This is a genomic window from Citrobacter sp. Ce006 (assembly GCF_030336535.1).
Lineage (GTDB): Bacteria > Pseudomonadota > Gammaproteobacteria > Enterobacterales > Enterobacteriaceae > Citrobacter > Citrobacter europaeus.
This window is the reverse complement of the sequence record NZ_JAOWDO010000066.1, coordinates 21,429-41,963: the sequence shown is the minus strand read 5'-3', so window position 1 is coordinate 41,963 and position 20,535 is coordinate 21,429. Positions and strand designations below refer to the sequence as shown.

Genomic DNA, 20,535 nt, shown 5'->3' with positions numbered 1-20,535 from the left:
ATGCAAGATATTCCTCAGAATACCCTCAACGAAACCACGAAAACCGAACAGTCGGCCCGCATTGATTTGTGGGAAATCGACCTGACGGCCTTTGGTGGCCAGCGCTACTATTTTTCAAATGAACTGAACGAGAAGGGCGAGCCGGTCACCTGGCAGGGCCGGAAGTATGACGTTTACCCGATACAGGGAACCGGGTTCGACCTGGTAGGGAAAGGAACATCTGCCCGCCCGACGCTGGCAGTGTCGAACCTGTTTGGCATGGTTACGGGACTTGCGGCAGATATGCAGAGCCTCGTCGGGGCCACGGTGGTAAGGCATGTTGTGTATGCCCGTTTTCTCGATGCAGTGAACTTTACAGGCGGCAACCCGGAAGCCGATCCGGAACAGGAAGTGGTCAGCCGCTGGGTGATTGAACAGTTGTCGGAGCTGAAATCCACCACGGCGACCTTTGTGCTGGCCACACCGACCGAAACGGACGGCAGCGTGTTTCCGGCGCGGATCATGCTGGCTGATGTCTGCAATTGGACCTACCGTTCTGAGGAGTGTGGCTATGCCGGTCCGCCTGTGGCGGATGAGTTTGACAAGCCCGCGGCAGACCCGGCAAAAGATGCCTGCAGCAAATGCCGTACCGGCTGCGAGCTGCGTAATAACCTGCCGCGCATCGGCTGTTTCCTCTCCATTAACCGTCTTTCCTGATGGATACACCCATGAAAAAAACACTCCTGGCGCATGCTGCAGCATGCGCGCCGGCTGAATCGTGCGGCTATGTGGTGAACACGTCTGCCGGGGAGCGGTATTTTCCCTGCCGGAATCTTTCCGCTGAACCGACTCTGTATTTCCGCATGGATCCGGCAGATTACCTTCAGGCGCAGGCGGCAGGCGATGTGGTGGCCCTGGTACACAGCCATCCCGATGGCCAGCCGTTTCTCAGCGATGTTGATCGCCGCCTGCAGGTGCAAAGTGGCCTGCCGTGGTGGCTGGTCTGCGATGACCGGATATACAAATTTCGCTGCATGCCATTCCTCACCGGGCGGGCATTTGAGCACGGGGTGACGGACTGTTACACCCTGTTCCGAGATGCGTACCATCTGGCGGGTATTGAGATGCCGGATTTTGCGCGGGGGGAGGACTGGTGGAAGCAGGGAGAGAATCTGTATCTGGATAATCTGGAGGCGACAGGTTTTTATCGGGTGAATGCTGAAGAGGCACAGCCCGGAGACATTCTGATTTGTTGTTTTGGTTCATCAGTTGCCAACCATGCCGTGATTTACTGCGGCGACGGCGAACTGCTGCACCATATTCCTGACCAGCTCAGTAAACGCGAGAGGTATTCTGAAAAATGGCAACGCCGCACACACTCGATATGGCGACACCGGGCATGGCACGACTCTGCCTTCACGGGGATTTACAACGATTTGGCCGCCGCTTCAGCCTCAGTATAAAAACGGGGGCTGAGGCCATTTACGCGCTGGCCATGCAGGTTCCGGGCTTCCGGCAGAAAATGAATGATGGCTGGTATCAGATACGCATTGCAGGCCTAGATGTGAATGAAACCAGCCTGTCAGCCCGTCTGCACGAGCCGCTGCCGGACGGTGCCATTATTCATATTGTCCCACGCATGGCTGGGGCTAAATCCGGTGGTCTGTTCCAGGTGGTGCTGGGAGCAGTGGCAATAGCCGCGTCCTTTTTTACAGCAGGGGCTTCACTGGCAGCCTGGGGAGCAGCGTTATCTGCCGGTGCTATTTCGGCATCCTCGGTTCTGTTTTCTATGGGGGCGGCCATGATGCTGGGTGGTGTGGCGCAGATGCTGACGCCGCAGGCAAAAATCCCCTCGTCCCGGCAGACCGATAACGGCAAACAGAACACCTGGTTTTCGTCGCTGGACAACATGATGGCACAGGGTAATGCCCTGCCGGTGTTATACGGTGAAATGCTGGTCGGATCCCGCACGATCTCCCAGGAAATCAGCACACGGGATGAAGGTGGCGGGGGGCAGGTGGTGATCATCGGTCGCTGACTTACTGCAGCATATTTGTATTTACACAGAACCGCCTCCGGGCGGTTCTGTCGTTTCAGAGGGAACAGATTATGGGTAAGGGTGGTGGCAGCAGTAAAACGCCGCATGAGGCTCCTGACGACCTGAAATCCAGCCAGATGCTGACCGTTGTTGATGCCATCTGCGAGGGGCCGATTGAAGGTCCGGTGGACGGACTGAAAAGTGTCAGAATTAACAAAACGCCGGTCCTCGACAGCGACGGTAATGCGATGGTTCACGGTGTCACCGTAGTTTACCGCGTGGGGGAGGATGAGCAGACCGCGATGGAGGGGTTCGAAGACTCCGGTACTGAAACCCTGCTGGGTGTGGAGGTGAAGAAGTCAGAGCCGGTGACCCGCACCATTACCGCTAAAACGGTGGACCGTCTGCGTTTTACCTTTGGTGTGCAGTCTCTGGTTAGTACCAGTACCAAAGGCGACCGCAACCCGACCAGCGTACAGATGCTGATCCAGTTTCGCCGGGACGGGCTGTGGCGAACGGAACGGGATATCACCATTACAGGTAAAACAACCACGCAGTTTCTGGCATCTGTGGTGATCGATGATTTGCCGCCCCGGCCGTTTGAAGTCCGCATGCAACGTATCACTGATGACAGTACGACAGACCTGCTGCAGAACAAAACGGTGTGGTCGGGCTATACCGAAATCATTGATGTAAAACAACGCTATCCGAATACCGCCGTTATCGGGGTAAAAGTGGACGCGGAGCAGTTTGGCAGCCAACAGGTCACGCGAAACTATCTTCTGCGCGGGCGTATCGTACAGGTGCCGTCGAACTACGATCCGGTAAAACGGACATATACGGGAATATGGGACGGGACGTTTAAACCCGCCTGGACAGATAATCCGGCCTGGTGTGTGTTGGATATGCTGACTCATCCGCGCTATGGCATGGGAAACCGCATTGGTGTTGCTTATGTGGACAAGTGGGCGCTGTATGCCATTGCACAGTACTGCGATCAGCTTGTTCCTGACGGTTTTGGCGGGACAGAGCCGCGCATCACTTGCAATGCGTATCTGACGGACCAGCGTAAGGCGTGGGACGTGCTGGGGGATTTCTGTTCCCTGATGCGCTGCATGCCGGTCTGGAACGGCAGTACCCTGACCTTTGTGCAGGACCGGCCCGCCGATAAAGTCTGGACCTACACACCGAGTAATGTGGTGATGCCCGCTGACGGTGCGCCGTTCATCTACAGTTTTAGTGCCCTGAAAGAGCGCCACAATGCCGCCGAGGTGCGCTACACCGACCCGAACAACGGCTGGGAAACGTCCACCGAACTGGTGGAAAACGACGCTGCCATCCGGCGCTACGGTCGCAATGTTCTGAAGATGGATGCATTTGCCTGTACCAGCCGTGGGCAGGCGCACCGCGCCGGGTTGTGGGCCATCACCACCGAATTGCTGGAAACGCAGACGGTGGATTTTTTCGTGGGGGCCGAAGGACTGCGACATGTTCCCGGCGATATCATTGAGGTCTGCGACAGTGATTATGTCGGCGTGACCGTGGGCGGACGCGTTCTGTCGGTCGACAGCCTGTCCCGTACGCTCACCCTGGACCGCGAGGTGGAAATACCGCCAGGCGGCAATGTGGTGCTGAACCTGGTGGGCAGCGATGGCCAGCCTGTTACCGTCGCGGTCACCGCACATCCGGCCCCGGACCGCGTGACCGTCAGCCAGTTACCCTATGGCGTGGCGGCGTACAGCGTGTGGGGGCTGAAACTGCCGGACCTGCGCCAGCGCCTGTTTCGCTGCGTGGCCATACGGGAGAATGATGACGGCACGTATGCCATCACCGCCGTGCAGCATGTTCCGGAGAAAGAGAGCATCGTGGACAACGGTGCGAAGTTTGACCCGTTGCCCGGCACAGGTATCACGAACACACCACCCGCTGTGCAGCATCTCACCACGGAGATTCTGGCAGAGGACGGGCAGTATCAGGCGCGGGCGCGCTGGGACACGCCGCGCGTGGTGAAAGGCGTTAACTTCTTCCTGCGCCTGACGGTGAAAGCGGAAGATAACAGCGACCGCCTGGCCAGCAGCCTGACCCTGACCGAAACGGAGCACTCCTTCCGCAACCTGACGCCGGGGCGCTACACCCTGACGGTGCGGGCGGTGAACACCCAGGGCCAGCAGGGTGAGCCTGCCAGCACAGATTTCAGTATCGCCGCGCCGGCTGTACCGTCTTATGTTGAGCTGACTCCCGGCTATTTCCAGATAACCGCCACTCCGCGTCAGGCGGTATATGACCCCACGGTGCAGTATGAATTCTGGTTTACGGATACGCAGATACCCGATATCCGCCAGGTGGAAAGCGATGCGCGTTATCTTGGCACGGCGCTGTACTGGATTGCGGCAAACGCGAGTATCAAACCAGGTAAAGACTATTACTTCTATATCCGGGCCGTGAACCAGGTCGGGAAATCGGTGTTCGTGGAGGCTAAAGGCCAGGCCAGCAACGATGCGGCGGGCTATCTGGACTTCTTCAAAGGGGAAATCACCGAAAGCCACCTCGGCAAAGAACTGCTGGAGAAGGTGGAACTGACAGAAGACAACGCCAGCCGGCTGGATCAGTTTTCGGAAGAGTGGCAGGACGCGAACGGCAAGTGGAATGCCATGTGGGGCGTGAAGATAGAACAGACCGAAGACGGGAAGCACTATGTGGCTGGTCTGGGCCTGAGCATGGAGGATACGGAAGAAGGTAAACTGAGCCAGTTCCTGGTGGCGGCTGACCGTATCGCGTTTATCAACCCGGCGAACGGCAATGAAACTCCGATGTTTGTGGCGCAGGGCAACCAGATATTTATGAACGAGGTGTTCCTCAAATATCTGACGGCCCCGAGCATCACCAGTGGCGGGAACCCGCCGACCTTTATGCTGACGCCTGACGGCAGGCTGACTGCCCGTAATGCGGATATCAGCGGTAATATCAGCGCGAATTCCGGCACCCTCAATAATGTGACGATAGCGGAAAACTGCACCATTAACGGGACAATGCGGGCAGAGAATATTGTCGGCGATATCGTTAAAGCCGTGGGGCGGGCTTTCCCCGGAAGCGCTAATTACCCGAATGGGACCCTCACGGTTCAGATACAGGATGACCACCATTTTGACAGGCAGATAATCATTCCCCCCATCACCTTTGCAGGAGGAAAGGCAAAATCAGAGACAAGCAACGAGATATGGACAGACTGTGGGCTTGTGGTGAAGCACAACGGCAGAGAGATATACAACGCAGAACCCGCGATTACAGCGAGATCATTCAGCAGGGTTCTTGATATGCCAGCCGGAGGTGGAAATGTGACGCTGAGCTTCACGGTTTCATCCAGGGGGTATGGCGGCGGGGCCTGGGCTGATATCAGCAACCTGCTGGTCATGGTGGTGAAGAAGAACAGCACGGGGATCAGCATTTACTGATACCTGAATCCAGAAACGAGCGCCTGAATGGGCGCTTTTTTATTGCTGAAAACAAAAGGTAATGACATATGTCAGTACAAATTTCTGGCGTATTAAAAGACGGGGCGGGGAAGCCGGTACAGGGTTGCACTATTCAGCTGAATGCGAAGAAAACCAGCCCGACCGTTGTTGTGGAGGTGATTTCATCCACTGTTACGGACGCGAACGGCCACTACAGCATTGAGACTGAACCGGGTTATTACAGTGTGTCACTGATGCGGGAAGGGTTTCCGCCCTCTGTGGCTGGCGACATTTACGTGGCCCCGACCGATGCGCCGGATACCCTGAATGCGTTTCTCGATGCACCAAAAGATGCAGATCTGCGCCCGGAGGTGATGAAACGCTTTGAAGAAATGGTAAACCGTGTAGTGGATTTGAGCGGTGCAACAGAAAAGGATCGGGAACGCGCCGAACAGGCTGCACAGTCAGCGGAACAAAGTAAGGATTCGGCAGCCCTTTCTGCAACGGCTGCAGCAGAGTCACAGAAGCAGGCAGCACGCTCTGCAGATGCTGCTGATGTGTCTGCCCGCTCTGCTGATGATAATGCCCGACAGACCGCGCAGGACGTTCTGGCCTGTGCAGCGGATGCGGACAGTGCGGCAAAGTCTGCACAGACAGCGACGGAGCAGGCCGGACAGGCAAAAATCGCCGCCGATACGGCACAGAAAGCGCAGGAGGAAGCGGGAGTTTCGGCACAGTCAGCCGCAGGAAGTGCCGGAAGTGCTGCTGCAGCAGCACAAACAGCGGGTGAACATGCCGGTAATGCAGCCGCATCGGAAACCTCTGCGCGTGAAAGCGCCCTCACGGCCACGCAGGCGGCAGAACAGGGTGATAACAGCGCGGCAGCTGCAGTGCTAAGTGAACAGCATGCCAGGGAGTACAGCGAAAAGGCTGCTAAATCAGAGGCTGCGGCATCAGCCAGTGCAGAATCGGCATCTTCCAGTGATGCATCAGCCCTGCAGTCAGCCGAAAAGGCTGAGAAACAGAAAAATGCAGCCGCTGAGAGTGTCACCCGCGCAGAACAGGCCAGAGATGAGGCGCTGACTTCCCGGAACGAGGCAGTGGAGGCCGCTGAAACAGCGGCGACAGACGCTGCGGAGAAAGCCGCAGGCAAGGTTTCGGAGCAACTGAAAGCCGCTGTAGCTGATGATACTCAGCGCGCCGAAGCCGCAATGGCTGGCGCTGAAAGCGCGGCAGTAGCCTCACAGGGATACCGTGATGAAGCGAGGGATATTGCTGAAAGTCTGAAGCCAGGAGACGCCAGCACCACGCAGAAAGGGCTTGTTCAGTTAAGCAGCGATGACGACAGCGACAGTGAAGCCTATGCAGCGACACCGAAAGCCGTTAAAAAAGTCAAAGGCCTGGCAAACCAGAAGGCCCCACTGGACAGTCCGGATCTGACAGGGACTCCAACTGCCCCCACGCCGCCATTAAGTGTCAGTAACAAACAGATTGCGAATACCGAGTACGTTCAGGCTGCGGTTGCTGCATTAGTTGGCTCATCCCCTGAAGCTCTGGATACGCTGGCTGAGTTAGCGCAGGCATTAGGAAATGATCCTAACTTTGCAACCACGATGCTCAATGCGTTAGCGGGTAAACAGCCGCTAAATGAAATACTGACGTCGCTGTCCGGGCTGTCTACCTCCGGAAGTAAATTGCCATTTTTTAGCAGTAAAAATACGTTGATGTTGACGGATCTGACGACGACCGGGCGTGGGTTGATTGCTAAAAACTCAATAAATGAAATTCTCACATACCTTGGTTTGGTAGAAACGATAAATTTAGCAGCTGGCGCGGTGCCTTCAACGCGCAGAGTAAACGAAAAAGCGCTTACAGGTGATATTTACATCACCTCACAGGATATTTTTAACGGGCAAGTCTTGATGATTGGTGCAGACCAAAATCTGGACAATTTCCAGACGCCGGGGCTGTATGTTCAGGATATGAATGTTAATACCAGTGTGGCACTGAATTACCCGGAGAATAATGCAGGTTCTCTGATGGTACTGAGAAGCGCCGGAGTGACACAGATTTACCGCGTGTACAACTCATCCCGCAGTTATACACGTAGCAAGTATTCAACGCAGGCATGGACTCCCTGGGTACCTGATGATTCTTTTCCGGTCGGCGCACCTATTCCCTGGCCGTCTGATACAACTCCGCAAGGGTATGCTTTAATGCAGGGGCAACCTTTCGATAAAGCAGCCTATCCATTGCTTGCGATTGCGTATCCATCGGGTGTTATCCCGGATATGCGAGGCCAGACGATTAAGGGTAAACCGAACGGTCGTGCGGCACTTTCGTATGAACAGGATGGTGTTATATCGCATACCCACGGAGCCAGCGCATCCAGTACGGATTTGGGAACTAAAACCACATCATCGTTTGATTACGGCACTAAGACTTCAAACACTACCGGTGACCATAACCACAACAGAGGTACTATGGAAATTACTGGTACTCTCGGTTACTTCAGAAGTGATAATAGTAGCTTCTATACAGCAAGTGGAGCATTTACACTTGGTGGCTCTGCAGCGGCTAAAAGTTTTACAGGTTCTAATTTTACTTATGGTGTTCCTGTAAACTTTAACGCTTCCAGAACCTGGTCTGGCGTCACAAACACTACGGGTAACCATGCGCACTCTGTTGCAATTGGCGCTCATGCACACTCCATTGCTATTGGTTCACACGGACACTCCGTCACTGTTAACGCTACTGGTAACGCGGAAAACACTGTCAAAAATATTGCGTTTAACTATATTGTGAGGCTTGCCTGATGACTTTTGAAATGACAGGAGAAAACCGAACTATTACTCTCTACCACCTTCGTGCAGATACAAATGAATATATTGGGAAATGTGAAGGGTTTATCCCTGCTAATACCGGATTACCTGCTTACAGTACCAATATTTCTCCGCCGCCAGCGAAGGCCGGTTTTGTCGCTGTATTTAATCTTAAGTCAGAAAAATGGTCACTGGTTGAGGACCATCGAGGGAAAATTGTCTACGACATTCAAACCGGGAAAGCTACCACAATTGACCAGTTAGGTAAGTTACCTGACGATGTTGTTTACGTTGCGCCGGAAGGCCATTTTGTTAAGTGGAACGGAGCACAGTGGGTCCACGATACCGATGCGGAAAATGAACATCTTCTGATGTTGGCGGAACAGGAAAAAATAAATCTTCTGGCGGTTGCAACATCCGCTATAGCTCCCTTACAGGATGCTGTTGATCTCGACATGGCAACGAAGGTTGAAACCGCACTTTTACTGGAGTGGAAGAAATACCGTGTCTTGCTTAACCGGGTAGATACCTCAAATCCTGAATGGCCTACTTCCCCGAATATTCAGGCCAGTTAATATCAGGGGCGGAAGACAAATCGAGGCGGCGTAACTCAGTACGATAGCTTCGCAACGCTGCCAGTTCTGTTTCCTCGCTGGCTGATATATCGCCGTCTTTTGTGCAAGACGACTAAAGTTAACCGCAGAAGAGTGGGCTCAGGCTGGAAGGTTGATAGCTGCAGGTGAGTCAAGAAAACGTGTGGCTATAATTTACGATGTAGGGAGGGCGACGCTATACAAAAAATTTCCTGCGCGGTGTTGAGAAGACACCACCGCCTCGTCGTATGCAAGAACGGGCGACGGCGAACTGGCGAAAGTTCGATAGTGCGGGTATTGAATGATTACCAGATTACTACTGTTCACCCCAAACGGAGGATTTTAGCTATGGGGTTCCCTTCAACTGCCAGTGATTACGTTGAAACGAGGATCTCACTCGATCAGCAGCTTATCAACCAGCAACGACTTACTTCATGCGGGTATCACGTTCACATTTCAGGGAAGGGATACTCCAGGGGCGCTGCTTGTGGTAGAGACATCACTTACTGCCTGCGATGACTCACTGCTGATATGTGCAATCGACGGGGAAGCGATATCGGACTCACCCTCAACCCAACCTGATTAATCTGGAGAGCGGGCGAAAGGAGGCGCTGCCAGTAGATGATGACGGATACGGTTCTGCACCCGCTATATTCTGGGTGATTACTTACATCATCAATGATGCTAGGAATGCAGAGTTTGATGATTGCCCGGCCATGTGAGCACATTATTGCTAAGTGAAGTATGAAGTGGGGTTACGTGGTTGAGGCTAATTATCATTTCTGTCTGGATTGTTAGACAAACCAATCCCTACTTTTACCGCAGCGAACAACATGATGCACAGAGTGGTAATCGCGGCAAATACCAATAAGAGACTAGTAATCATAGAGCTTCTTAATGTCAGATGGATTCAATTGTCAGACAACTGTATAGGGAAAAGGTTCCTGGCAATTATCGTGCTTGCTATTCAAGAGGATATTACAACCCGATAGAACGTAGTTGGCTGGTAATCTGTCGATAGTTTCACCCCAATAATCCCCTGAGTTTCCCCGTACAGAAAACAGGCATAAAAAAACCAGCCGTAAAGTCTGGTTCTTAAAGGAGTTTTGGTCGGCACGAGAGGGTTTGAACCTCCGCCCCCCGAGACCCCATGACGGTGGCTACTGTTTTTAGGATTGCTATGTGCTAAAAGCGGAAATAAATAACAATTGTTCGATAATCACTTTTAGTGATCAGAAGCATGAAATCCCCTGCAGCAATATGCAGGGGCTTATATATGATGCCGGGTGCCTCCCGGTAAGTCTTTGGGTAACCTCCCATGACTCGCTGCTTCAGTCGTGCATGATGAACATTCCAGCATAGAAGTCATCAGGTTAATTAGCCCTGCCGCTCAGAAGGATTCATCATAAAAGGCAAGATAGCATGAAGAGGGTGGGAGAGATATCGGCATTTAATCAGATAACAAAGAATATTTCTCTCATGTCAGTGTAGGTATTAAAATGTTGAATATGAAAAAAAGCCTGCTGTTAGCAGGCCGTAAATATTTTTAACTCATTTTTTGTTCGCTTCTGATAAATATGGTAAGAATGCAATCAAACGTGAAGCAGAGAGCATAAAAAAAAGCTATAAATATTTCCTTGCAGCATCAAGTATCTCCTGTGACGTTAACTCCCTGTCAGAAGCTACGTAAACAATACCATGAACGCCAGTTAAGGAAGGAAAGCCTGCAGACATAATCCGAAGATGCGTTTCTTCACCGTTCGGATATTCCTGCCTGATAGAGGATATACCTTCCAGAACAGTCATGACTTTACAGGATTCAGCATTAAAGAAAACAAGGACTTTTATCATATTCCACTACCCTGTTCTCTCGTGGATGTAAACAGTCAGATGCCATAAGGTAAAAGCAAAGACGTGATGCTTTCGGAGGCAGCCTCGCCTCTTACGCACTTTATTATTTAACAAGCAGTTAGCTTCTGCTTTCAGACTTTTATGCAGCAGTCCTGCACTTCATCACATCGGTCAGCACACTCATAATTGCGAAAAAATATGCTGACCTGATATTAAGAATAAACGACTTTTATCTGATTTAAGTTATGGAACTGTCTACTCAGGAATAATTATTCATCGTTATCGCAGATCCACAAAGATTTATTTATCGCAAAGTATTACGTTTGCAGCAGCAGGGCCTTTGTCACCACTGTGAATGGCGAATTCAACTTTCTGTCCTTCAAATAAGGTCTTAAAGTTGTCGCCGTTAAGCGCAGAAAAATGAACAGAGATGTCTTTACTACCATCAAGAGGAGAGATGAAGCCAAACCCTTTGTCTTCGTTAAACCATTTTACCAAACCTTTAATTCTTATGGTCATACCAACTCCTGCTACACATGATTGTATTGATAGTAAACGTATAGTATTAAACGTATGGACTCAAAAGGGGGGGATATCAGCGATAACACCTGGTAATGAGGACTACACGGAAAATGTTTAACGTTCGTCTGTACATTGAACTGATGGGATTCATTAAGGCACGGTAATTAATAATAAGCAAATTATATTTTAGCCATCCAGAGAATCTGCAAGAGAAATTAAACTGGCAAAGGCCTCAACCTCCCTTCAGGGTGCCTGTGGTTGCGAATATCTACCTCTCCTGAATTTCAGTGCCTCAAAATAAATAGATTAAAACTTAACCATATGTGATACGGTGAAGCTCGTTCATTGAAAGGTTAATGGTTATGTCTATTATCAATTACGCAATGAAACTCTTCACCAGTGCGTCTACCGCCACTGCCGTCTGCCCTGTTTGTGGCTTAAAATCGGCTCAACTTCTGTCAAAAATCCGGCGCAATCAGGCCATGCTTTGCCCTGGATGTAAGGCTCTGTTTATCTCCCGACGCTAGCGCGGCCAAAAAACGCAGACAAAACTCATATTCTATACTTAAGTCAAATCCCGGCAGCTGTTAAATCCCTGATGCCTTACGCCCATCCTCAGAGAACGTTTCTGAACTGATTTTGCAACTGCTCCTGCATGCTAACTCTGCATCAGAGCAATGCTATGAAAATGAACCCCAGGGCGTGGTTTAACCGCTCCCATATTCCGATGAATGCTACCGAAAGCGTAACGTTTTCGGCGAACGATCCTGCCGGTGAAAGCACTCTGCAGTCAGAACTCTTTTCGACCGCCCAGATGGAACGCTATGGTCAGAAGCTCGCCCGGACCCATAAATTATCGCCGGATAAACATCCTTATTATCTTCTAAAAAGACTCGGCGAGAATGAGGCCATCATCACCCAAAGCTGTTATGAGTTTAACGCGGGTAAAAAGACCAGCATCATGCCTGCCGGGGAGTGGTTGCTGGACAATTATTATCTTATTGAGGAACAAATCCGCACGGTCCGCCAGCACTTGCCGAAAAGCTTTGGTAAAGGTCTTCCGTCGCTGATGTTGCCGCTGAATTGCCCACGAATTTATCATATCGCATCTGAGGCAGTTGCTCACGGTGATGGCCGCTGGGATGCCGCGAGCCTGACCAGCTATCTCACTGCCTATCAACAGGTGACACCGCTGACGCTAGGTGAAGTCTGGGCGCTACCGGGAATGCTGCGCCTGGCGCTGATTGAAAATCTTCGTCGTATCAGCATGGAAGTGATAAATGCGCAGCAGGACAGAAACCTTGCCGATACGTGGATAACCAGGATTTTCGAATGTGCAGAGAATGCCCCTGACGATTTAATCATGGTGGTTGCCGATATGGCACGCTCCCGACCTACGTTAACCAGTGCGTTTGTCGCAGAGCTGGTGCGGCGCCTGCAGGGGCATGGCAATGCGTTGTCGTTACCTCTGACCTGGGTTGATCAGTGCCTTCGGGAACAGGGGATCACCACCGACGTTCTCATACATAATTTCAATCAACAGCTTGCCGCCAGCCAGCTATCTGTCAGTAACAGCATCGCGGGTCTGCGATTACTGAGTGAAACGGATTGGGCTGATTTCGCCGAAACGATAAGTGTCGTCGAACAGGCATTACGCAATGATCCTGCCGGTATCTATCCCCGGATGCACTTCAATACCCGGGATCATTACCGGCACGTTGTTGAGGTCCTGGCCAGGGACAGTGGTCTCAGCGAGCCTGAAGTTGCTGACAGGGTGCTGACGCTTTCAGGGAACAGTGCTCCCGATACACTGGAACATCATGTTGGTTATTATCTCGCAGGCGAAGGTCGGCAGGCGCTGGAAATTCATCTGTTAGCAGACACCTCAAGGCTCATGCGCTTGCGGCACAGTTTCAACAGAATAACCCTGCTGTCATGGCTTGGAAGCCTGGCGTTGTTGACAATCGCAACGACCGCAACGATTTTGCACGAAACAGCCATGCAGGGCGCAGACTGGCTGTTGATCGCGGTGATATTCCCTCTGATTATCGCTGTAACTCAGTTAATGAGCGATTTACTCAGTGACGCAACCACCCGTTTTCGCGTTCCTCGCCCCTTGCCGCGGATGGATTTCTCAACCGGCATTCCCCCTGACAGCGCCACTCTGTTAGTCATCCCCTGCATGCTGACCAGCCACGAAAGTTTCAGCCAGCTCCTCACCAGTCTTGAAGTCTGCTGGCTGGGGAATGAAAACGAAAATCTCAGGTTTGCGCTGCTCACTGATTTCGCTGATTCTGCAAATGAACCCTCGCCGGAAAGCCAGATGCTGCTCAGACAGGCGATCGCCGATACGCAGGCGCTGAATCGCCGCTATCCCTCCAGCCGCCCACGTTTTTATCTGCTACACCGCCAGCCTGAATGGAACCCCGCGGAAGGAACGTGGATGGGCTATGAACGCAAGCGGGGAAAACTGGCGTTACTGAATAGTTGGTTGCGCCATCCGGGGACACAATTCGTCAGCGTTGCAGACATGCCTGCTAACCTTTTACCGGGCCACATTAAATACGTCATTACCCTGGACAGTGATACGGTGCTGCCGCGCGATACGGCGCACAAACTGGTCGCGACGATGGCGCATCCGCTGAATACGCCAGAGTATGATCCGGTACGCCAGAGGGTTGTCAAAGGATTTGGCATTTTACAACCCGGCCTTGCGGAGGAGATACCACGCAACGGTCAGGGACGTTACGCCGCCATGCGCAGCAGCACACCAGGCAATAATCCCTATTCGATGATGTCTTCGGATATCTATCAGGATCTTTTTGGGGAAGGATCGTTCGTGGGCAAAGGGATTTACGATGTTGACATTTTTATGCAAGCCACTGCCAACACCTGCCCGGAAAACCTGGTTCTCAGCCATGATCTACTCGAAGGATGCTATGCACGTTCGGGTCTGCTGAGTGAGGTGTTACTCTATGAACAGTACCCGAATAATTATCTGTCGGATGTTGCACGCCGTTCACGCTGGATCCGGGGTGACTGGCAACTGCTTAACTGGCTGAAACCACGTGTCAGAAGAGCCGATGGAACCCGGACCAGGAATCCGCTGACCGCGCTTTCTTACTGGAAATTACTCGATAATCTGCGTCGCAGTCTGGTCGCCCCTTCATTACTGGTATTGCTGTTCTTCACCCTGCTAGGGGTACCTAATCCGGTTTACTGGCTGGGCGTACTGTCGCTGATATGGCTGTTGCCAACCATCCTCTGCATCACCTATGACCTGCTGCATAAACCTCTGCGTCGCCGCCTGAAGCCGCATCTGTTACTGGTAGGGGCGGGCGCGCTGAAGCGTTTGTCAGGTATCGGCCTTAATTTTGCGATACTGCCGCACGAAGCCGGATATTCGCTAAAAGCGATCGCCGTGACGTTATGGAGATTGGGGATCAGCAGGCGTCACCTCAGCCAGTGGTTCAGCCACAGCCTGGACAGCAATCAGGCCGGACCCACTGTCGCGCGTTTTTATCAGGCGATGTGGCTGAATGTTGCATGTGGTGTGATGCTGATAATACTGACCGGACAATTTGCTCCACAACTGCTGGGGATTGCGTTGCCGATCGGTTTGTTATGGTGTGTGGCACCGCTGCTGATGAGCTGGCTGAGTCGCCAGCCTACGCGTAAGGTGTTTTCGCCCAATCCGGAACAAAAACAGCTGTTGCGCCAGACAAGCCGTGAAATCTGGGCGTTTTTTGAAACCTTTGCAACAGAAAAAGAGAACTGGCTTCCGCCTGATAACTACCAGGAAATACCGCAGCCGACGGTGGCCCATCGAACCTCTCCTACCAATATTGGCCTTTCCCTCATGGCTAACCTGACGGCATGGGACTTTGGCTACCTGCCCGGCGGGGAAGTGCTACGGCGCGTGTCGCTCACGCTCGACACAATGGATAAAATGGAGCACTACCGGGGCCATCTCTACAACTGGTATGACACTCGTACGCTGGCCCCCCTCAGCCCACGCTATATCTCAAGCGTCGACAGCGGCAACATGGCAGGGCATTTGTTGACACTGCGTGCAGGGCTGTCCGCCATGCGTCATCAGCCAGTTTTAAACCGCCAACAGATACTGGCAGGACTGAACGATACGCTGGATATTCTGGAAAAACAGTGGGGTCAGAACCCGCCTGACAGCTTGCGGTTGCTGCGAAAACACTGCCTGAGCGCGGTGTCGCTCTCTCCGCAGACATTTTTCAGCGAGCTGAAAAATATGCGCACCCAGTGCAATCACCTGAACACGCTATGCCATCAGGGATCTCCTCTTCAGATGCGTTGGGCAGGACATCTGGAGCATCAACTGGTTCAGGTTTGCCATGAGTGGTCGCTGCTGCTTGGCTGGTTACCCGCATCCTGGAACGAACAGACGCTGCCGACTTTGTGCGAGCTTGCCCGCGCAACATTTACTGGTGCAGGAACCCCCCCGGCGTCAGCGACGGAGCAGGCCCGGATGCGACTCAATATTATCACTGAACTTGAACAACGGTTGGATGAGCATGCCCGGATGGATTTCGCCTTTCTGTACAGCGAAGCAACCAGTCTGCTCAGTGTTGGCTATAACTGTGACACGAATATGTCTGACAAGAGCCACTACGATCTTCTGCCGTCTGAAATCCGCCTGACCAGCTTCCTTGCCATTGCCACTAATCAGCTACCTCTTAAAAGCTGGTACGCGCTGGGGCGACTGTTCACCACCATTGACAATGAAACAGCCCTGATGTCATGGAGCGGGTCAATGTTTGAATACCTGATGCCGAATCTGGTAATGCCCACCTGGCCTGGCAGCCTGCTCGATGAAATGAGTCAGTCGGCGGTTATGCGCCAGATTCATTGGGGGAAAGAACGCGGAGTACCGTGGGGCGTTTCAGAGTCTGGTTATCATGCTTTTGATGTTCAGCATAATTATCAATATCAGGCATTTGGTGTGCCGGGTCTCGGCCTGCGCAGGGGGCTTGCTGATGACATGGTTGTCGCCCCTTACGCCACACTGCTGGCGTTGATGGTTTCCCCACAGAAAGCCTGTGAGAACCTGATAAGGCTGCAAAAAAATGGCGCACTTGGTGAATACGGTTTTTATGAAGCGCTGGACTATACTCCCTCACGCCTCGCAACCGGTCAGCTCTATGCGGTGGTTCAGTCCTGGATGGCGCATCACCAGGGGATGGCGTTTCAGGCGCTGGCTCATGTGCTGCTTGACGCCCCGATGACTGAACGCTTCATGTCCAGTACGGTCTTCCGCTCAGCGAGCCTGCTGTTACAGGAACGCGTGCCGGATGCAGTCGATCTGTACAGTCCGCGCCGTCATTTTGAATCTCATGAGGGCAGGGTCAAACCCGTTCGCTATGAACCCCGTATTTTCTATGGCGTGGACACGCCGGCCCCGGATATTCAACTGCTGTCCAACAACCATTATCATCTGATGTTGACCACGGGCGGCGGCGGCTATAGTCGCTGGAATAATATTGCGCTCACGCGCTGGCGCAGTGATACCACCCGCGATAACTGGGGAGTATTCTGCTATATCCGCGATATACAGACGGGGAATGTGTCGAGCAATACCTGGCAACCGACAGCCCACACCAGCGGGCATGACGAGGAAGTGATATTCACCGATGCGAGTGCTGAATTCAGACGCTCTTTCGATGGGCTCAGCATCAAAACTCAGGTTGTGATCTCCCCAGAGGATGATATTGAGTTGCGACGACTCACACTGATTCATCGTGGTCGCCAGCCTCGCTCTCTGGAACTGACAACCTATGCCGAAGTGGTACTGGCGCCTGAAGCCAGCGATCTGGCACACCCGGCATTTAGCAATTTGTTTATTCAGACGGAACTGGATCCTGAGCGTGACGCTATTCTTTGCCACCGGCGCCCGCGTTCTCCGGGTGAAGAGAGTCCCTGCCTGTTTCACATGATGGTGGTGCATGGCGATAACCGTCATAACGTTTCGTTTGAAACAGACAGGGCAAAATTTCTTGGTCGTGGCAGAAACCCTGCGGATGCCCAGGCAATAAAGGCAGGCGGAGCGCTCAGCAACACGTCGGGGTCAGTGCTGGATCCGATCCTGGCAATACGCCACGCCATCACTCTGCAGCCGGGGCAGCCGGTCACGATTGATATCATTTATGGCATCAGCGAGACCCGCCAGCAGAGCCTGGCATTGCTGGAAAAATACCGCGATTACCCTATCGCTGATCGCGTATTTGAACTGGCCTGGTCTCACAGTCTGGTGGTGTTACGCCAGATGAACGCCAGTGAAGATGATGCCACTTTGTTTAATCGTCTTGCCAGCGCGGTGCTTTACCCTGTCCAGGAGCTGCGCGCCGAAGGCCAGGCGATCAGCCGCAACCGGCGTGGTCAGTCCGGTCTGTGGGGCTGGGCAATTTCAGGTGATCTGCCGATAGTGCTGATCAGTATTACCAGCGAGGAAAGTATTGCTTCAGTGACCACACTGATTCAGGCACACCGTTACTGGAGACAGAAAGGACTGGATGTTGATTTGGTTATCCTGAATAACAGTCCCGGCGGCTACCAGCAGGGCTTACAAAATCAGATTATGGACTTAGTTTATGCCGGGTCTGAAGCCAGTCTGCTGGACAAAACGGGCGGTATTTTTGTTCGTAATGGCGAGCATCTCTCTGCTGAGGATAAGTTGCTTTTGATGAGCGTGGCCTGTCTTTATCTTGATGACCGCACAGGTAGTATCAATGAGCAGCTTAATCAGCGTACTCACACCCTTAAACCTCAGGCCAGAGCACTCATTCCACGGGCTGTACGCGAGCGTAATCAACATACGGACTGGAGTCCCGATATCAGTCAGTTATGCCATTTCAATGGGTACGGTGGATTTTCTCAGGATGGTCGGGAATATCAGATTGTTCTGCGGGAAGATGCGCAGACACCGGCGCCCTGGTCAAACGTACTGGCAAATGCCCGTTTTGGCACTGTGATTTCAGAGGCGGGACAGGCCTACTCCTGGTATGAGAATGCACATGAATATCGGTTGACACCGTGGGAGAACGATCCTGTGAGCGATCGCAGCGGCGAGGCGTTTTATCTGCGCGATGAAGAGAGTGGTGAGTGTTGGTCACCGACGGCTTTACCTGTTCGCGGACATGGTGATTACCTGACCCGCCATGGTTTTGGTTACAGCGTGTTTGCCCATCGAGAGAATGGTATAGACAGCGAGCTGACGGTCCTGGTTGCCGAAGAGGCGCCGGTTAAACTGGCGCTCCTGACGCTCAGTAACTCTTCGGGTCGGACACGCAAACTTTCCGTCACCGGCTATGTGGAGTGGACGCTCGGAGGAACACGAACTCGCTCAGCCCATCACATTGTGACACATGCGGCCAGACCACCTGGCGGCTGCGGAGTGCTGGCGAACAACTTTTATGGCGATAACGGTAGCGGTCGTACTGCCTTTTTTGCCGTCAGCGGTAATGACTGTTCGTTGACCGGGGACCGCCGGGAGTTTATCGGTCGTAATGGTTCTCTGCACGCCCCGTCGGTCATGAAGCTACGCAGGCTTTCAGGTAAAACGGGCGCCGGTCTGGATCCCTGCGGGGCAGTACAATCGGCGGTAACATTAATTGATGGGGATCAGAGGACGTTTATTTTTATCCTAGGCGCAGAGGAGAATCATATTCGAGCTCAGGAGACGCTTGCCCGTTATATGAATGAGGAGACGGTCCGCGAGGAGCTGAACCGGGTTCACAACCACTGGCACAATGTGCTCGATAAAATTGTGGCTAACACTCCCGACACATCGGTAAATTTACTGGTGAATGGCTGGCTATTGTACCAGACGGTAGCCTGTCGCCTGATGGCTCGCAGCGGTTACTACCAGTCCGGCGGCGCATTTGGTTTTCGCGATCAACTGCAGGATACGCTGGCGCTGAGCCATGCTGATCCGAACCGGATGCGAGAACAGATAATCCTGTGTGCATCACGGCAATTTATTGAGGGTGATGTACAGCACTGGTGGCACCCGCCACACGGCAACGGAGTGCGCACTCGCTGTTCCGATGATTATCTGTGGCTTCCGCTTGCCGTTTGCCACTATGTCGAAACGACGGGGGATATGGATGTACTGGAAACACGTATTCCTTATCTGGAGGGACGTCCGCTTCAGCCTGGTGAAGAGTCTGCCTATGATACGCCGGTGATCAGCGGTACCGAAGAGACACTCTGGTTACACTGCGTCAAAGCCATTAAGTATGGACAACAGTTCGGGGAGCATGGTCTGCCGCTGATGGGGGCTGGTGACTGGAATGACGGCATGAACCGGGTGGGGATTGAAGGCAAAGGTGAAAGCGTCTGGCTGGGCTTCTTCCTGTTCGACATTTTGCAGCAGTTTGCGGCGCTGGCTGATCGCAGGTTGGATGAAAGCGTCGCCTCAATGTGCCGTTCACAGGCTATGCGCCTGCAAAGCAATCTCGAAGCCCACGCCTGGGATGGTGAATGGTACCGGCGTGGATATTTTGACGATGGTACTCCCCTGGGGGCGAAGGCTTCACAGGACTGCCGGATTGATGCGATTGCGCAGAGCTGGTCTGTATTGTCCGGGGCCGCAAGCCCGGGACGGTGCGCAATGGCCATGCAGGCGCTGGATAAGCACCTTGTGGATAACGAGGGGGGACTGATAAAACTATTAACACCTCCTTTCGATGGGCACGGTCCAAATCCTGGTTACATACAGGGTTACCTGCCTGGTGTGAGGGAAAACGGAGGGCAGTATACACATGGCGCTATCTGGGCTGTGATGGCATTTGCCCGAATGGGGAATGCCGAACGCGCTTGGCAACTCTGGTCAATGCTCAACCCGATAAATCATACTCTGAATACAGATTCGGCCGGGATTTATAAAGCTGAACCTTATGTCATGAGTGCTGATGTCTACAGTGTCGCTCCCCATACCGGACGTGCAGGATGGAGCTGGTATACTGGTTCTGCAGGCTGGGCCTGGCGTTTACTTACCGAGGAATTACTGGGGATAAAACGTTCCGGTGCTGACTTTACGGTTCATGCCAGGTTGCCGGATGGGTGGACATCTTTTTCTATGAGCTATCAATATGGCGAAAGCCATTATCAAATTAGTGTCTCACGCGGCGATGCAGAATATCGCGTGACACTGGATGGTGTTCTCCTCCCTGATGACAGAATACCGCTGAAGGATGATGGACAAAACCATATGGTTGAGATCATTCAGAACTGACACTGAGTCCGGA

At 52.7% G+C, this 20,535-nt stretch carries 11 protein-coding genes and 3 pseudogenes; 10 read left to right on the top strand and 4 right to left on the bottom strand.

Annotation, left to right across the window (positions count from 1 at the left end; genetic code table 11):
- The 6 genes from OGV94_RS08980 (at position 1) to OGV94_RS08955 (ending at position 8,866) form a co-directional block, all read left to right on the top strand.
- On the top strand, positions 1-696 hold the full coding sequence (locus OGV94_RS08980; RefSeq protein WP_080625260.1) for a phage minor tail protein L: 696 nt from the start codon (positions 1-3) through the stop codon (positions 694-696).
- An 11-nt stretch (positions 697-707) separates the two neighbouring features.
- On the top strand, positions 708-1,442 hold the full coding sequence (locus tag OGV94_RS08975) for a C40 family peptidase (protein ID WP_286523134.1): 735 nt from the start codon (positions 708-710) through the stop codon (positions 1,440-1,442).
- Positions 1,340-2,017, top strand: a complete 678-nt coding sequence (locus tag OGV94_RS08970; protein ID WP_181230509.1) for a tail assembly protein — start codon at positions 1,340-1,342, stop codon at positions 2,015-2,017. The genes OGV94_RS08975 and OGV94_RS08970 overlap by 103 nt, the downstream gene beginning before the upstream one ends.
- Before the next feature lie 71 nt (positions 2,018-2,088).
- Complete coding sequence (gene gpJ / locus OGV94_RS08965; RefSeq protein ID WP_286523130.1) at positions 2,089-5,469, top strand: phage attachment tail tip protein J; 3,381 nt, start codon at positions 2,089-2,091, stop codon at positions 5,467-5,469.
- A 68-nt stretch (positions 5,470-5,537) separates the two neighbouring features.
- A complete protein-coding gene (locus tag OGV94_RS08960; RefSeq protein ID WP_286523128.1) occupies positions 5,538-8,285 on the top strand; it encodes a prophage tail fiber N-terminal domain-containing protein in 2,748 nt (915 codons plus the stop codon).
- A complete protein-coding gene (locus OGV94_RS08955) occupies positions 8,285-8,866 on the top strand; it encodes a tail fiber assembly protein (RefSeq protein WP_286523126.1) in 582 nt (193 codons plus the stop codon). Before OGV94_RS08960 ends, OGV94_RS08955 begins: the two co-directional genes overlap by 1 nt.
- Here the strand turns inward: OGV94_RS08955 and OGV94_RS08950 are convergent.
- A pseudogene (locus OGV94_RS08950) lies at positions 8,838-8,963 on the bottom strand (tail fiber assembly protein); the annotation flags it as partial. The gene OGV94_RS08955 and the pseudogene OGV94_RS08950 overlap by 29 nt on opposite strands.
- Positions 8,964-8,972: 9 nt before the next feature.
- Here OGV94_RS08950 and OGV94_RS08945 point away from each other — a divergent pair.
- Together OGV94_RS08945 and OGV94_RS08940 are read left to right on the top strand one after the other, a co-directional pair.
- Positions 8,973-9,110: pseudogene (locus tag OGV94_RS08945) on the top strand (helix-turn-helix domain-containing protein); the annotation flags it as partial.
- Positions 9,111-9,232: 122 nt separating this feature from the next.
- Positions 9,233-9,606: pseudogene (locus OGV94_RS08940) on the top strand (HumD family translesion DNA polymerase).
- 47 nt (positions 9,607-9,653) lie between these two features.
- Here OGV94_RS08940 and OGV94_RS25115 read toward each other — a convergent pair.
- From OGV94_RS25115 to OGV94_RS08930, 3 genes are all read right to left on the bottom strand, one after another.
- Positions 9,654-9,770 carry a YnaM/YnfT family protein gene (locus tag OGV94_RS25115; RefSeq protein ID WP_352477250.1) on the bottom strand — a complete coding sequence of 39 codons (117 nt, stop codon included), beginning with the start codon at positions 9,768-9,770 and terminating at the stop codon, positions 9,654-9,656.
- 737 nt (positions 9,771-10,507) lie between these two features.
- Entirely contained in the window at positions 10,508-10,735 is a 228-nt protein-coding gene (locus OGV94_RS08935; protein WP_080625050.1) for a hypothetical protein, read from the bottom strand.
- Between the two features lie 300 nt (positions 10,736-11,035).
- Positions 11,036-11,254 (bottom strand): cold shock domain-containing protein, encoded by a 219-nt coding sequence (locus tag OGV94_RS08930; protein WP_080625051.1) that lies wholly within the window; start codon positions 11,252-11,254, stop codon positions 11,036-11,038.
- A 359-nt stretch (positions 11,255-11,613) separates the two neighbouring features.
- On the opposite strand from OGV94_RS08930, the gene OGV94_RS08925 reads away from it, so the two are divergent.
- Together OGV94_RS08925 and OGV94_RS08920 are read left to right on the top strand one after the other, a co-directional pair.
- Positions 11,614-11,784: a YnfU family zinc-binding protein gene (locus OGV94_RS08925; RefSeq protein ID WP_309295033.1), complete on the top strand. Its 171-nt coding sequence runs from the start codon at positions 11,614-11,616 to the stop codon at positions 11,782-11,784.
- A gap of 155 nt (positions 11,785-11,939) precedes the next feature.
- Entirely contained in the window at positions 11,940-20,522 is an 8,583-nt protein-coding gene (locus tag OGV94_RS08920) for a glycoside hydrolase family 94 protein (protein WP_286523125.1), read from the top strand.
- Positions 20,523-20,535: the final 13 nt, after the last annotated feature.

Coding starts and splice junctions, on each gene's coding strand:
- OGV94_RS08980 (WP_080625260.1), top strand. CDS start 1: ATGCAAGATATTCCTCAGAATACCCTCAACGAAACCACGAAAACCGAA.
- OGV94_RS08975 (WP_286523134.1), top strand. CDS start 708: ATGAAAAAAACACTCCTGGCGCATGCTGCAGCATGCGCGCCGGCTGAA.
- OGV94_RS08970 (WP_181230509.1), top strand. CDS start 1,340: ATGGCAACGCCGCACACACTCGATATGGCGACACCGGGCATGGCACGA.
- gpJ (WP_286523130.1), top strand. CDS start 2,089: ATGGGTAAGGGTGGTGGCAGCAGTAAAACGCCGCATGAGGCTCCTGAC.
- OGV94_RS08960 (WP_286523128.1), top strand. CDS start 5,538: ATGTCAGTACAAATTTCTGGCGTATTAAAAGACGGGGCGGGGAAGCCG.
- OGV94_RS08955 (WP_286523126.1), top strand. CDS start 8,285: ATGACTTTTGAAATGACAGGAGAAAACCGAACTATTACTCTCTACCAC.
- OGV94_RS25115 (WP_352477250.1), bottom strand. CDS start 9,770: ATGATTACTAGTCTCTTATTGGTATTTGCCGCGATTACCACTCTGTGC.
- OGV94_RS08935 (WP_080625050.1), bottom strand. CDS start 10,735: ATGATAAAAGTCCTTGTTTTCTTTAATGCTGAATCCTGTAAAGTCATG.
- OGV94_RS08930 (WP_080625051.1), bottom strand. CDS start 11,254: ATGACCATAAGAATTAAAGGTTTGGTAAAATGGTTTAACGAAGACAAA.
- OGV94_RS08925 (WP_309295033.1), top strand. CDS start 11,614: ATGGTTATGTCTATTATCAATTACGCAATGAAACTCTTCACCAGTGCG.
- OGV94_RS08920 (WP_286523125.1), top strand. CDS start 11,940: ATGAAAATGAACCCCAGGGCGTGGTTTAACCGCTCCCATATTCCGATG.